Consider the following 14448-nt stretch of genomic DNA (forward strand, 5'->3'; position numbering starts at 1 on the left):
TTTACTAAATTTAAGGCCAAATATTTCAAAAATTTGCAAAAAAAAGCTAGATTTTACGATTTTCTAGCTTTATTTTTCTTTTTTTCGGTAGTTTTATCTGATTTTTCTTCTGATTTTTCTTCTGATTTAGTTTCTAGTGATTTTTCTGCTTTTTCTTCTGGTAAAACTTCTGTTTCATCTAAAAAAGTTTCTTCTGAAGTTTCTTTATTTAGATTTTGTGCATCAGCTTTAAGTTGTTGAAGCGTTTCTTGTTCTCTTTTTTGCATCATTTTTCTTTTTTTAGCGTTAATAAAGATTGCAAATCCAACAAGAGAAACAAGCAGCACTGCAGTAATTATTAAAAAGTATCTATTTTGACTATTTGATGATCTAACTGCTTGATCAAAAAGAGTTTTATTATTTAAAATAGCCATGCTAGTGTTGAAATTAATACTATTTAAAATACCATTATCTTCAACGTTTAATGAGTCATAAACTTTTAATCTATTTTCTACATCAGCATTTGAATTTAATTGTTTTTTACTATCAATAAAATATGTGGTTTTTTCTAAGTTTTCTTTTAGATTTGGAAATTGATCTTTTAAAACGGCAACGCTAAGATCAAATACTGCTTTTTGCCCTGTTGCTATTCCTAAAAGCATATTTGCATAAAATTTATGCTCAAGTAGGATTTTATTTTTAAAAGTATTTAAAAACGCAACTGAATCATTTAGACTCGCATTATCACTTTGAAGGGTTTCAAATAATTCAAAATTTGAAAGTTCTAATAAATTTGATAAAAATGAAGTTTGTTCCACTGTAAATCTAGCAATATTTGATGCGTTATAAGTAGTTTTATTTCCTTTAATTGAATTGTAGGCGCTATTAGCATTATTTATTAAATATAAAGCGCTTAATAAATCTGCGTATTTACTTGAAACTTTTGATTCTGAAATAGTTTTTATTAAATTAGAAACATTAGCGGTTAGTAGCGATGCTTCTGATGTAATTTGTGATAAAGCTAAAAGCTCAGTATTAACGCTTTTAGCTTCGTTTAATATTGACTTTTTATCATTATCACTTTGGGCTTGATCAATTAGTTTTCTATAAACATCTTTATCAGAGTTTGATAAAAATTTAAGCGAGCTAAGTTCAGATTCGCTAGTATTTGATGCCACAGTTGCACTTAGTGAAAACGCTGCAACTGAAGCAGTTATAGGCGCTAAAGAAAATAGAAATAGTTTTTTAAGTTTTTTCATGATTTTAAAATTATAATTTTTTATTTTTTATTTTTTCTTAAAAAAGAAAATAAAAAAAAGCAGCTCCCGATTTTTGCTTTTCAGCTATCTTAGGCGCTAAAGGGCTTAACTACTGAGTTCGGAATGGTATCAGGTGCAAACCTTCGCTATGGCTACTATTGAAAATATTTTAACATAAAAAATAAAAATCATGAAAAATTTTTCTAAAAAATACTAAAAAAATATTTTTAAAAAATTTTTAAAATTTATGTGTTGTTTTTATTTTTTTGTGTTATAATTTCTTTCAAATAACTTAAATGTTATTTTAAAAAGTATAAGTTTTAATCATATATTTGTAAAATATTTAAACCATTAGTGGCTTAAATATCACCTAGATTACCTAATTTAATACATTATATATAGAATGCGCACAATAAGCCAAGCCAAATTCTATTTACAAATATAATAAATTAAAGCTTATGCTTTTTTTATTTGCTTTTTAAATTTCTTTGCCAGAAATTTTTTTATTTTCTTTGTTTATTTCAGTTATTTCAACTTTAATTAAATTATTTAAGTTATAAGATTCGTAGATATTTCCTTTTTTAGCTAAATTAGAAATATGAACAAAAAGACTTTCCTTTAAACCTATATAACAAAATAATCCAAAATCGGTGATATTATCAATTGTCGCATCTACTATATCTCCAATTTTTAAATTTTCTAAATTAATTAAATTTTTCTTTAAGAGGTATCCTTGCTTTGAAGATCTAATTATTTTAGTTGGATTTTTAAGTGAAGATAAAATCAAATTTATCTCTTCAATTGAAGAGCTATATTTTTCTGATAATTCTTTAGCATTTAATTCTAAGTTTTTAATTCCTTCTTCAGATGGAATTAATTTATATTCACTAATTATCTTGTTGGCAAGGCTATATGACTCTGGATGAATTGCGGTTTTATCTAAAAAATTACTTGAATTAAAAACTCTTAAAAAACCAATAGATTGTTCAAAAGTTTTTGGGCCTATTCCATCAACTTTTAAAACTTCATCTCTTGATTTAAAACTTTTATTTTTGTTTCTATAATTAATTATATTTTGGGAAGTTTTTTTGCCAAGACCTGATATATACGAAAGAATTTCTCTTGATGCGCTATTTAAATCAACTCCGTAATTATTAACTACTTTTTGAACTTTAAAATTTAAATAATTTTGAAGTTCTTTTTGATTTACATCGTGTTGATATTGACCTACTCCAATTGACTTTGGATCTATTTTTACAAGTTCATTTAATGGATCTAAAAATTTTCTTCCAATATTAATTGCAGATCTTTTTTCAACGCTTAAATTTGGAAATTCTTCGATTGCAATTTCACTAGCTGAATATACCGAAGCTCCTGCTTCTGAAACTATGCAAAAGTAAATATTATCAAGATTATTTTCTTGAATTAAATTATTAATAAATTGCTCGGTTTCTCTTGAAGCGGTTCCATTACCTATTACTATGATAGTAATATTATGTTTTTTGATTAATTCTAAAACTTTGGTTTTGGCTTGTGAAACATTACTTCTAGGTTCATTTGGATAAATGGTTGCTATTTCTAAAACGCTTCCTTTTTCTGAAAGAGCGGCCAGTTTACATCCACTTACATAACCAGGATCTATAGCTAATATGTTGTGCCCAGATACCGCAGGAGCGCTTAGTAGAGTTTCAACATTATTAGAAAAAATTTCAATTGATTTTTTCTCTGCCTCATCGAATAAATCGCTAAATATTTTATTTTTCAAACTAGGTAAAATTAGTTTTTTTAAAGCATCGTTAACTGCATCTTTTAATAAGGCTTCATTGAATTTAAATTTAGTAATTTTTCTTAAGGAAATTCTTTCTAAAATTTCAAAATTAAGGTAAACATCTCACTTTATTTTCTTTAAATTGCTTCCTCTATTAATTGCCATTATATTGTGATTTTTAACATATTTAATAGGTGTTGAATATTGATAATAATTTTTAAATCTATCATTTTCGTCTTGTTCTTTAGTTTTCTTGCAAATGAGTTTTCCGTAAGCTAAAATATTTTCTTTTAGCTTTTCTCTAAGATCAAAATCTTCACTAATTTTTTGGCTCAAAATATAGTTAACATTTAAAATAACTTCATCTAAAGTTTTTAGTTTATCGCTTAAAAATTTTCTAGCTTCAAAATTTAAATCAAATCTAGAATTTTTATTGTTTCAAATTTTTAAAGCTAGCGGCATTAATCCTAATTCAATTGCCATTTTAGCTTTAGTTATTTTTCCTGATTTATATGGTTCATAAATAGATTCCAGTTCGCTTTTTTTGGTGCAAGAATTAATTTTTTGCTCAAGATCATTGTTTAATAAATTAAGCTCTTTAAGCTTTTCGATTATTTTTTCTTTACGCTTGCTAAGCTCACTGGCATATAAATATAGGCTTTGAATGGCATAAATTTGTTCTTCGTTTAAATTATTGGTCTGGCTTTGACGATATCTTGCAATAAAAGGCACTGTGGCTCCTTCTTTGAAGTAATTTAGTACTGTTTCTACCTGTGAAACAGTAATATTTAGCTCTTTTGCAACTATTTCGTAATTTTTTGATTCCATAGCAATTATCCTTTAGTATTGTCTGTATAATAATTATGGGTAATTTTTTTAAAAAGCTACCCAATGGTAAAAATTTATAAGTTGTTAATTTTTTAGGTTTCTAGATTTATATTTTTCTTTAAATTTCATAAAGTCGAAGTATAAACTTTTCTCCTTTCTATTTTTTTAGTTAATAATTCAAGTGGAAAATCAAAACGATTTTCCACATTTTGTTTTCTATGGCACTTTTTTGCTTTTTATAGTAGAAAAAAATGCATGGAGGCAATATGAATAACATTCTTTTATATTTATCTAATAAACATAAAGGTGATAACTATTTAATTTATAAAGGTTTAAAAGATAAAGAAAAACTCAGAAAAAGTGAAATCGATGAAATAACTAATATCTATTTAAAAAACGATATTAAATTTATTAGTATATTTGACTTAAATTATCCTTCGTCGCTTTTCATGGTTCACTATCCACCATTTGTTTTATATTACAAAGGTAATATCAATCTTCTTAATGATTTAACTAAAAAGCGGCTATATTTAGTTGATGAAATGAATTCAGAATACTCTAAAGAAATTTTAAGTAAAAATATTAAAACTCTAACTGAAAATTCTATTTTAGTTACTAATTCATATGCTTCTGAAAAGCATTTAATTGATGAATTCAAAAATGCAAATGCATCAATTATTTATATCGCTAAAGAAGGATTAAATTCAAGTAAATTTGATGATATAAATCTAGAAAATAATTTAATTATTTCACAATATCCAATCGATGATCATCCTAGAAAAATAAACTTTAGGCAGTCTAATGTATTATCAGCCGCTATCGCTAATAGCCTAGTGATATTTTCTAGCTATAAAGATAGTAAAGTTAATAATCTTGTAAGCGAGTTTTTAAATTTAGGGAAAGATATCAACTGCTTTCCAGGATCGCTTGATGAAAAAGATGGTAATAACCACTTAATTCAATCGGGAGCTAATTTAATAACTCAAATCCAAGCTGTTGCGAAATAAAATTGGGCAAAAGCCCAATTTTTGATTTTTATTTATTTTGCTGGATAAACTGAAACGTATTTACGATTTCTTTTATTCTCGTATTTTACGTAACCATCTGCAAGTGAAAATAATGTATCGTCTCCACCACGTTGCACATTTACACCAGGGAAAACTCTAGTTCCTCTTTGTCTGTAAATAATTGCACCTGCTTTTGCAAATTGACCGTCGTATAATTTTGCGCCTAGCCGTTTACTATGAGAGTCACGGCCGTTCTTGGTAGAACCACCGGCTTTGGTTGTTGCCATTTAATTACTTCCCTTTGATTTTTGTAATCTTTACTAATGTATAAGGTTGACGGTGTCCTAATTTTCTTTTGTGGGTTGATTTTGGATTATGACGATATACTACAATTTTCTTTGCTTTACCTTGCTTTTCTATTGTTCCGTGAACAACAGCTCCAGTTACATATGGTTTTCCAAATACGTCGTTAACTGCAAGAACTTTATCGAATTTAACTTCGCTTTTTTCTTGACCTTCTAGTTTTTCAACGTAAATTGAATCACCTTCTTTTACAAGAATTTGTTTACCACCAGTTTCTATAATTGCAAACATTAAAATGTCTCCTTATAAGTGGCTCGTCTTTAAGGTGCATAAATGCTTGAAAACCTTTTTAGAACGGTTACTATTCGGTAACTTTTTTATTATAGCAAAATTAAATATTTTTATTGGGTTAAATTTTAATAAAAAAAATGCATTTTATAATGCATTTAAAATCTTTTTTTCTATTCTAAAAAGATTTTTAAAAACCTACATATGAGTTTAAAAAGTCACTATTTTTCTTAGAAGCTGAGGTGTTTGTTAGGCGCTTAGTATTGTTAGAGCTTCATTTAAAAGAAACCATTTTGTCTTTTATTTCCCCATATGGTGAAAGGCTTGTTTTGATAAGTCCCACTACGGGAGAAATTGACTGAACAATTAGTGGGATGCTAGTAAGTATTCCTAATGCGATTGGTCCTAGTCCTGGATCGATTTCGGATAACTGACTCTTATCTAATTTTTGTAATTGATTTATTTTAATTATTACCTCCCATAATATAAAGTAATAATTTCTAAAATAAACTAAAAAAGGAAAATTAGCCTAAAAGTTTTACTCTTCAACATAAGATGTTAAAAAGTTTCCGCTTTGACTATGAATAGTAGTTGCTGTAATTCAAACTTTAGGGTCAACTATTTTTAAATCTTGAATTAATTCTTTAGATTCAAGAAGTAAAACGGTGGTTTCAATTTTATAAGATATATTACCGGTAAATCCTGATCTAAATTTAATGATTCTATATGAGTGTCAATAGTTAATTAATCTAAAGTAAGCAATGACTTTGTGAATATCTGATGGAATAATTAATAGAGTAACTTTTTTATATTTTGGATATAAAATGTTAATGGTTTGTCCTACTATAAAAATATATAAAAAGGTTGAAAACTCTCTAAGTCCAAAAACAATAGGATAAGGATATTCACCTTGAGTTACATTTGGACGTAAAAAGTTAAATATAGTAACAAATATTATCCCTGAAATAATATTTACTAAAACTGAAATGTTTCCAATGCTTTTTTTGTATTTTGTTGTGTAGTAGTAAACGATGATATCGGTTCCACCTGTTGATCCGCCAGCTTTTCAAATTAGTGAAATTCCAATTGCAACAAAAATAGCCCCAATGGTACAGTTTAATAAAATTAAAAATGTTAAATTCATCTCATAAGCTTTAGTGCTAGTTCAGTCAAATGAAACGAAATTAATTACAGTGTGAATGAATTTTTCAACTTGTGGCAAGGTAAGTCCGAAGTTAATTAAAATTTGGAACACCATGAAAATTAAAGTTAAATATAAAAAGTTTTTCTTTTGAATTTTTCTTCAAAAAATTAAAAATAGTGGAATATTGGTTGCAAAATAAATAATGGCAAAATATGGTTTTGTTTCTGGAACTGAAAATTGTAGTAAAGACGCAACTCCGGTAAGCCCTGATGGAATGGTTTCACTTCTTGAAAGGAAAACCTGAATTCCAAGGTTAAAAATCAGAGCTCCTAAAAAGATTAAAAATAATTTTTTTCAGTAGTTTTTACAAAACTTTTTAAAAGTAAAAGGCCCTCTTCTTGCGGCTAGAGTTTTAGCGATTTTTGACTTACTAAGTTGAGTTTCTACCTTTTCAATATTTTCTAAAAATGCATTATCTTGAATTTGATTTTTACTGTGAAAATTAATTGAAAAATCGTCTTTTAGTTTTTTAGGTTTTTCAGATTTTTCTTTAGTTTTTTTTGCAGTAGAATTGCTGGTTTTTGCAATTTTTTTTCTATTTAGGCTGGCCATGGTAATAATTTTATTAAATTAATTTTTTTATGTTTTTATTATTTTGAATTTTTTCTTAAAAAAATAAAAAAAAGCAGCTCCCGATTTTTGCTTTTCAGCTATCTTAGGCGCTAAAGGGCTTAACTACTGAGTTCGGAATGGTATCAGGTGCAAACCTTCGCTATGGCTACTATTAGAAATATTATAACACAAAATATTTTTTTCTTTATAAAAAAATAAAAAAAGAAAAGTTACTAAATGTAACTTCTCTAAATATTATTTAAATGAAAAATGAATTTATTTTTGTCCTAATGCTTTTGCACTAGCTTGAACTGCTTTTTTAAGAGTTCCTTTATCTTTAACTCTTTTTGTTAGTTGATTTTGAACCGCTCAGAATTCGCGTATTTTTCCTGCTCTTCATAATTGGAATCTCATTGTGAATCCTTTTTGTAGAAGAGAGTCAACTTCTAGAGCTTAGCTCCGACTAAATTCATTTGTTGTAGGGTATCTGACTGTTTTAGTTTTTGTAAATAGGTTGATTTCTCAAGGCTACTTAAATATAATAGTTTTGACACTTCTGAAACTAATTGGTCGTATGACTTTTGGCTAACTGTTTTTTGGCTTGGTTCTGGTTTTAATTTAAGTGAACTTAAATTTAAGGTTGAAGAAACTGAATTTAATTTAGTTTCAAAGTTTTCTAAAGTAAGTCCATTTTCTCCTGATTCTAGGAATTTCTTAGCTTTAGCTAGTGCATCTGTAGCTTTTGATTTTCCTGATGTGTCTGTTGATGAAGTAAATTCATCTGATTTTATTCATGATTCAACTTGACGTCATTTTTCTCATGATTTACCTAGTTTTCAGTTTAGATCTTTTGCTTTTTCTTTTAAAGCTTCAACTGCATAGTAATCTGCACCTTTATCTTTTGCAACAAATAAATCTTTTAGGTATTTTTGGCATTCATCCAAGTGAATCTAGGTATTTGTCAAAGTATTTATCTGCAAGTGGGTAATAAACAACTTTATAGTTTAACTTGTTGGTTGCTAAATCTAAGTCTTTTTATACACGTACTCCAAATTGAAGTCCATCTGCAGGGTTTTGTACTGTAACTTGTAGATCAGTTTTTTTGAAAAGAAGTTTTCTTTGGTTTCATTCATCTTTTCCATAGTATTAGGATCTACTGATAATAGCGGACTTCACATCATTTCGAATTTGACGTTAAAGTTACTTGATTGTGCTCTTCTAGCGCTTAGTGTTTGAGTTTCGTAAACTTTTTGTTCACGTTGGTTTGTAAAGTCTCAGTTAAAGTCGTTTTTGTTCATTTTTGGAACATATGGATCTTTAACTGCTAGTGCTTTAAGAGTTTCGTTAACTAGTTTAAAGCTTGCTTTAGGAAGTTTAAATCCTTTGTAGGATCAACCATTTCTTTAACGTTAACGTCAAATTTTTCGTTACCTGTACGGTCTGCTTTTTATAAAAATAGCGCTTTGTATTGGTATTTTGTTTGGTAGTTTCAATCGTTTGTTGAATATCCTAATGCAACAAATGATTGTCCGCTTGAACCTGCTTTAAATTTATCGTAGTAACGCGCGGTTTCTTCGGTGTAATATTTATGTGAAGATTCGGTTTTGAAACGAAGAACGTATTTTCAACCTTGTTCTTTTTTGTAACGGTCTATGTGTTGTTTTAATATTAATGTTAAAGTTTCACCTACACCAGCTAAGTAAACGCTATTAAAGCTTCTGTAATAGAAGTCATTAAGTTGTTGTTGTGCTTTAGCTGCTCAAGCGTCTCCGTTACCTGCACCGGTATATTTTGAATATCTTTCTCTATTTTTACTTCTTCAAGAAAGTTTAGGTGTTGGAAGCATGTCTTTTGCTTTTCATCTTTTATAAACATTTTCTTGTCATGCTTTGTTTAGGTTATACATACGGTTTAAGAAAAATAGTCCTAATCCGTTGTGTTCTTGAAGGTGTTTTCTTGATTCTGCTCAAGAAGCTACTTCTCAACGGTTAGCTTCTGAAGAGAATTTATTTCTACCAAAGTATGACTTATGTCACATGCTCATTGAACTAACTGTGCTATTTTTAAATCCAACGTTGTAGTCAATATATGTTCAGTCATTTTGAGTTTGGTATTTTCACTGATCTTTTTGATCTTTTAATTTTCAAGCGTATTTGTCAAAATCACTTGCTGGTTGTTTTGAGTTTTGGGGAACTGCAAGAATTTCAAGTGATTCTGGAATAATACGCATATCCCTTGACACCATTAATCCTCAAGTTTGATCTTAAGCTAATCAATTGGTATTTTTTGATACATTTGCAGAATTTAATGTAAATTCTCATTCTTTTTGATCTTTAAGTTAGTTGTTTCTGTCAAATACTTTACTTGAAGGATTTAGCGCGTTATAGAAATTAACGTAATTGTCAACACCAGGAATACTTGTTCAAGTTTCTCAGTTGTGATCTGACTTAGTAACTGTGTTCATGAAAACGTTGCTTACACGATTGTATTTAGCACGTTCTGCATCATTATCAGTGCGTTTTTTCCTCCAGCATAGTTGAAGCTGCCAACTCCTCAACAGTCATCTTTAAGTGTAAAATCAACTCTATTTTCAAAATCTTCATCAGAAGATCCAAAATTATTTGATCTTGCATTTGTAGAGTTTACGCTTGAAGTTGCAGATACTAAAGCCACCCCTGATGCAACAGGTAAAACACCGAATGCAGCAACTTTAAGTAAATTTAGTTTCTTTGTTTTCATAAAACTCCTATTTTATGTATTTGTCTCTGTAATTTAGAGCTTTTATATGTCAGGGATGTTGATAAAATTTAACAAAAAAATAAAATTTTTTCTGCGTATTAATTAGCTGGCTATTAATTTGTTAATTAAATTAATATGGCCAAAATTTTGCTTCCATTAAAATGCAGATTTATATTTATATTTTTTTAAAAATAAAAAATATTTTTCATAATTTTTTTCACATTTTGAAAAATAAAAAACGCTATAAGCGTCTTTTATAAATTAATAATTGTAGGAATATCGTCACTAGTATCATCATCGATTATTTTGCCAGTTTTTTTCTTTTTGTTTTTTGAAACTAATTCAACTATAAAAAAGATAAAAGTTGATAAAAAAATTAAAATCATTCCAACAAATACGCAGGCATCGGCAAAGTTAAATGTTCCAAGTTGGCGATCAAGTCAATTTTCTAAAAATGGGGTGTAGAACATGTCTTTTACATGTCCATCAAAGATAAATCTATCAAGCATGTTTCCTAGGTCACCAGCGGCTATCAGCCCGATAAAAAACGAATTAAATATTCCATTTTTAGTGTTAAATAGCGGAAATAAAACTAATAGCACAAAAATAAACATGCTTAGAGTTTGAATTAAGGCTATATTTCTAGTTGATAGAAATGTAACTCCTCGGTGTCATATGCTTCTAATTCCGATTATTCCATAATCATTTCAGTCAATTTGATTGATAGGCCAGATGCTTTCAGGATTTATATAACTATATCCATCAGGGGATAAAATTTTCCCAGCGTGTTGACCTTCTTTGATTATCTCTAAAGCATTTCCATGCTTAAAGACAAAGGTTTTAATTATTTGGTCTATTGAAGTAAAAACTATTAGTACAATAAAAAATACCAAATAATTTAATAGTATTTGTTTTTTGTATTTTTTAAAATAAGTATTTATTTTTTGTTTATAAACTTCAATGCTACTAAGCATTAGCTAAAGTATCCTTTAAAACGCTAAAACATAAATCACAAATTTCATATTCTTTATTTAAACTTGCAAAATGGTTTCAGCATCTCTTACATTTTTCTGATTCAAATTTTACAACTTGTAGAGTTTTTCCATATGAAATTTTTGAAACCATTAATAGAGTTTTTAAATCTAGTGACTTAAGAAATTCACTTGCAGTTTCTGGAAGAACAAGTTCTAATTCATTTGATCTTTTAATTACTTTATTTTGAATTTGGTTTTCAATTAAGATATTAACTTGGTCTCTTAATTCAAAGAATTCTTTAAATTGCTCTAAAACTTTTTCATCAAAGCTCACATCGCCTGCTTTTTCAAGTCTTTCTAAAAATAGTGATTCTTTTTTGTTTTCTTTATTAAAATATGAATACATTTCATCAGCAGTGGTAGGAATAATAGGCGCAAGCGCTAGCATTAAAAAGTCTAGTATTTCATAGAAGTTTTTAAGTACCATTTGACGCTCTTCGTCATTTTCTTTTCTAATGTATAAAATGTCTTTAGTAACTGAAAGATAAAAACTTGATAAATCAATTACGTATCTATTTAAAACTTTTATAACGTTGATGAATCTAAATTTATCGTAGTTTTCTAAAACTTCTTTTTTAACGCTTTTAAGCTCTTCATTGATGTAATGGTGAATTGAAGTTAGTTTTAAATCTTTATCGTATTTGAAGTTATTTAAATTACCTAATAAAAACTTAACTGTATTTCTAATTTTTCTATAGATTTCGCTATTTTGAACAAGTATGCTTTCAGAAATATGAACGTCAGATGAATATTCACTATTAGCTACTCATAGACGCAAAATATCAGCTCCATATTTTTTAATAACGTCAAGCGGATCTACGACGTTATTTTTAGATTTAGACATTTTCTTACCTTGCCCATCTAAAGCAAAACCATGTGATACTAGATTAATATATGGACTAACTCCAGCGTATGCCACAGCATTAATTACTGAAGAATTAAATCATCCACGGAATTGATCGTATCCTTCAAGGTATACGTCAAATGGTAGAGTAGTTTTTCCACCATCGATATCAACAGCTATAGAAGAAACTCCTGAATCAAATCAAACGTCCATAATATCGCTTTCTTTAGTTCAGTTTCTATTTCTATATTTTTCAGGAAGAAGTTCATCTACTGTACTTGAAAATCAAATATCAGTTCCATGATTAGCAACAAGATCTATTACGTGGTCAAAGATTTCTTCGTTGATTACTGGTTTTTCGTTTTCATCGTAGAAGATAATAATTGGAACTCCTCAAGTTCTTTGTCTTGAGATAGTTCAATCTCCACGGTTTTCAATCATAGAAATCATTCTATTTTTTGATCATTCAGGGAATGTTTTAACGTTATTTTGAAGCTCTGATACTATTTTTGATCTAACTTTATCTATAGAAACAAATCATTGTGGAGTTGCTCTATAGATAATCGGTTTTTTAGTTCTTCAATCGTGAGGATATGAGTGTGAATAAGTATATACGTGAACTACTTTTTCAGCTAAATCTTTAATAATTTCTTTATTGGCTTCTTCGTAAAATAGCGAGTCATATTTAGTTTGACTATTTTCAATGTGACCAGTATCTGAAATATGCATTATTAGCTTTAAATCGTTATCAAAGGTTAAGCTAAAGTCGTCTTCACCAAATAGTGGCGCTGAGTGAACTAACCCGGTACCACTATCTTCTAAAACGTAGTTTGTTGCAATAACTGGTGCATCGAAATCTAGAAGCGGTGCTTTATATCAAATTGAATTTCTTGGCATTTTTTTTCCAAGAAATTCATCAACTACTTCATAATTTTCTCATTGGAATTTTTCTAGTAAATCATTATAGAATAAATTCTTAGCAACTACGTATAAACTATCTTGATATTTAACTGTTAAGTATGTAATATCAAAAGAAATTGCTACTGCAGCGTTGGCGATAAGTGTTCATGGAGTTGTTGTTCAAACAACAAGCTTTGATCCAACTGGAACTTTGTTAAATGTTGATTTTGTTACATCAAAAGAAACGTAAATTGAATTAGTTGTTACGGTTTCATATTCAACCTCAGCTTCAGCAAGCGCGCTCTGAGATGATGGTGATCAATAAATTGGCTTAAGGCCTTTATAAACAAGTCCATCAAGAGCTAGTTTTTTAAAAACTTTTAATTGCTTTGCTTCATAGCTTTTATCTAAGGTAATATAGATTTTTGAAAAATCAGAAAATAGTTGCAATTTCTGAAATTGTTTTTTCTGATGCTCAATTTGCTTTAAAGCATAGTTTCTTGATTTTTTTCTTAAAAGTTCAACTGTTATTTGATCTCTATCAAGTTTTGACTCGGTAAGCATTTTATGCTCGATAGGAAGTCCATGAGTATCTCAACCTGGAACAAAAGGTGAGTAGTATCCTTGAAGGCTTTTGTATCTAACAATAATGTCTTTTAGAATTTTATTTAAAGCATGACCTACGTGAATATCACCATTAGCATATGGTGGCCCATCATGAACGACAAAACGCTCATTGTTTGCATTATTTTTTAATACTTTTTGGTAAATGTCATCTTCTAGTCATTTTTTTCTAAATAAAGGTTCTTTTTCAACTAAATTTGCTTTCATGTCAAATTTAGTTGACGGCATATTTAATGTTTTTTTAAAATCTAAAGACATAGTTAGTTAATAATCCTTGATATAAGTTGTATATTTGTTATTTTATAAAAAAAATATTTTATTTTTTAGCAAAAAATCAAACTAAAAAATAAAATACAAAAAATCTTTTTTTGTTTTTTTGGTGGCCCCGGCAGGAATCGAACCAGCGACACACAGAGCTTCAATCTGTTGCTCTACCAACTGAGCTACAGGGCCATAATGGCGGTCCAGACGGGGATCGAACCCGCGTTCTTCTCCGTGACAGGGAGACGTATTAACCACTTTACCACTGAACCTTGGTTGCGGAGGCAGGACTCGAACCTGCGACCTCTGGGTTATGAGCCCAACGAGCTGCCAACTGCTCTACTCCGCGATATATAAACTGGCGGGTGATGAGGGATTTGAACCCCCGCGGGCCGTGAAGCCCCTGCTAGTTTTCAAGACTAGTCCCTTCAGCCAGACTTGGGTAATCACCCTTGGTGGATCTAACAGGATTCGAACCTGTAGCCAACCGGTTATGAGCCGGTTGCTCTAACCGTTGAGCTATAGATCCTATTAAATTCATTGGTAGCACCGGTGAGATTTGAACTCACGACCTTCCGGGTATGAACCGGATGCTCTAACCAACTGAGCTACAGTGCCATATGGTGGAGAGTATGGGATTCGAACCCACCACCTCCTGCGTGCAAGGCAGGCGCTCTAGCCAAATGAGCTAACCCCCCATAAATGGTGAAGAAGACAGGATTTGAACCTGCGACCACTACGTCCCAAACGTAGCGCTCTACCAAGCTGAGCTACTTCTCCACACATGATTTTTTACATCGTCTGTAAGCTTTATAATTATAAACAAAAAATTAAAAAATATATTAAAAATTTTTTTAA

Annotated in this window: 13 protein-coding genes, 8 tRNA genes and 2 rRNA genes; 1 reads left to right on the forward strand and 22 read right to left on the reverse strand. The window is 29.3% G+C overall.

The features are described 5' to 3' along the window. Positions 1-53: 53 nt before the first annotated feature. From VY93_RS02970 to VY93_RS02980, 3 genes are all read right to left on the reverse strand, one after another. Positions 54-1238, reverse strand: coding sequence for a hypothetical protein (locus VY93_RS02970; RefSeq protein ID WP_020003000.1), 1185 nt, complete (start codon positions 1236-1238; stop codon positions 54-56). A 54-nt stretch (positions 1239-1292) separates the two neighbouring features. After that, positions 1293-1398, reverse strand: a 5S ribosomal RNA gene (gene rrf / locus VY93_RS02975). Between the two features lie 318 nt (positions 1399-1716). Further along, on the reverse strand, positions 1717-3834 hold the full coding sequence (locus VY93_RS02980; RefSeq protein ID WP_020002763.1) for a Tex-like N-terminal domain-containing protein: 2118 nt from the start codon (positions 3832-3834) through the stop codon (positions 1717-1719). A 266-nt stretch (positions 3835-4100) separates the two neighbouring features. Between VY93_RS02980 and VY93_RS02985 the strand changes: the two genes are divergently transcribed. Further along, the gene (locus VY93_RS02985) at positions 4101-4841 is read left to right on the forward strand and encodes a DNA-processing protein DprA (RefSeq protein ID WP_020002764.1); all 741 of its coding nucleotides are present in this window, start codon (positions 4101-4103) and stop codon (positions 4839-4841) included. A gap of 32 nt (positions 4842-4873) precedes the next feature. On the opposite strand, the gene rpmA is transcribed toward VY93_RS02985, so the two are convergent. The 19 genes from rpmA to VY93_RS03075 form a co-directional block, all read right to left on the reverse strand. Then, positions 4874-5128, reverse strand: a complete 255-nt coding sequence (gene rpmA / locus VY93_RS02990) for a 50S ribosomal protein L27 (RefSeq protein WP_020002765.1) — start codon at positions 5126-5128, stop codon at positions 4874-4876. A 4-nt stretch (positions 5129-5132) separates the two neighbouring features. Then, the gene (rplU, locus tag VY93_RS02995; RefSeq protein ID WP_011283688.1) at positions 5133-5435 is read right to left on the reverse strand and encodes a 50S ribosomal protein L21; all 303 of its coding nucleotides are present in this window, start codon (positions 5433-5435) and stop codon (positions 5133-5135) included. 535 nt (positions 5436-5970) lie between these two features. Continuing rightward, on the reverse strand, positions 5971-7188 hold the full coding sequence (locus tag VY93_RS03000) for a YitT family protein (protein ID WP_020002766.1): 1218 nt from the start codon (positions 7186-7188) through the stop codon (positions 5971-5973). Positions 7189-7256: 68 nt separating this feature from the next. Continuing rightward, a 5S ribosomal RNA gene (gene rrf, locus VY93_RS03005) occupies positions 7257-7362 on the reverse strand. 102 nt (positions 7363-7464) lie between these two features. Further along, the gene (locus VY93_RS04210) at positions 7465-7602 is read right to left on the reverse strand and encodes a hypothetical protein (protein WP_020002806.1); all 138 of its coding nucleotides are present in this window, start codon (positions 7600-7602) and stop codon (positions 7465-7467) included. 32 nt (positions 7603-7634) lie between these two features. Beyond that, positions 7635-8132, reverse strand: a complete 498-nt coding sequence (locus tag VY93_RS03010) for a hypothetical protein (RefSeq protein WP_020002805.1) — start codon at positions 8130-8132, stop codon at positions 7635-7637. 503 nt (positions 8133-8635) lie between these two features. Next, on the reverse strand, positions 8636-9433 hold the full coding sequence (locus VY93_RS03020) for a hypothetical protein (protein WP_020002803.1): 798 nt from the start codon (positions 9431-9433) through the stop codon (positions 8636-8638). Positions 9434-9526: 93 nt separating this feature from the next. Next, positions 9527-9652: a hypothetical protein gene (locus VY93_RS04410; protein ID WP_020002802.1), complete on the reverse strand. Its 126-nt coding sequence runs from the start codon at positions 9650-9652 to the stop codon at positions 9527-9529. 11 nt (positions 9653-9663) lie between these two features. After that, positions 9664-9927, reverse strand: a complete 264-nt coding sequence (locus tag VY93_RS03025; RefSeq protein WP_020002801.1) for a hypothetical protein — start codon at positions 9925-9927, stop codon at positions 9664-9666. Between the two features lie 254 nt (positions 9928-10181). After that, on the reverse strand, positions 10182-10901 hold the full coding sequence (locus VY93_RS03030; protein WP_020002800.1) for a signal peptidase II: 720 nt from the start codon (positions 10899-10901) through the stop codon (positions 10182-10184). Continuing rightward, entirely contained in the window at positions 10894-13587 is a 2694-nt protein-coding gene (gene ileS / locus VY93_RS03035; RefSeq protein WP_020002799.1) for an isoleucine--tRNA ligase, read from the reverse strand. Before ileS ends, VY93_RS03030 begins: the two co-directional genes overlap by 8 nt. 119 nt (positions 13588-13706) lie before the next feature. Then, positions 13707-13782: transfer RNA gene (locus tag VY93_RS03040), tRNA-Phe, on the reverse strand. 4 nt (positions 13783-13786) lie between these two features. Beyond that, positions 13787-13862: transfer RNA gene (locus VY93_RS03045), tRNA-Asp, on the reverse strand. Between the two features lies 1 nt (position 13863). Continuing rightward, positions 13864-13939, reverse strand: a tRNA-Met gene (locus VY93_RS03050). A 10-nt stretch (positions 13940-13949) separates the two neighbouring features. Beyond that, positions 13950-14042: transfer RNA gene (locus VY93_RS03055), tRNA-Ser, on the reverse strand. A gap of 1 nt (position 14043) precedes the next feature. Beyond that, positions 14044-14119, reverse strand: a tRNA-Ile gene (locus VY93_RS03060). Between the two features lie 12 nt (positions 14120-14131). Continuing rightward, positions 14132-14208 (reverse strand) — tRNA-Met (locus tag VY93_RS03065). 3 nt (positions 14209-14211) lie between these two features. After that, positions 14212-14288 (reverse strand) — tRNA-Ala (locus VY93_RS03070). 5 nt (positions 14289-14293) lie between these two features. Further along, positions 14294-14370, reverse strand: a tRNA-Pro gene (locus VY93_RS03075). Positions 14371-14448: the final 78 nt, after the last annotated feature.

This window comes from Mycoplasmopsis synoviae ATCC 25204, assembly GCF_000969765.1.
Classification (GTDB): Bacteria; Bacillota_I; Bacilli_A; order Mycoplasmatales; family Metamycoplasmataceae; genus Mycoplasmopsis; species Mycoplasmopsis synoviae.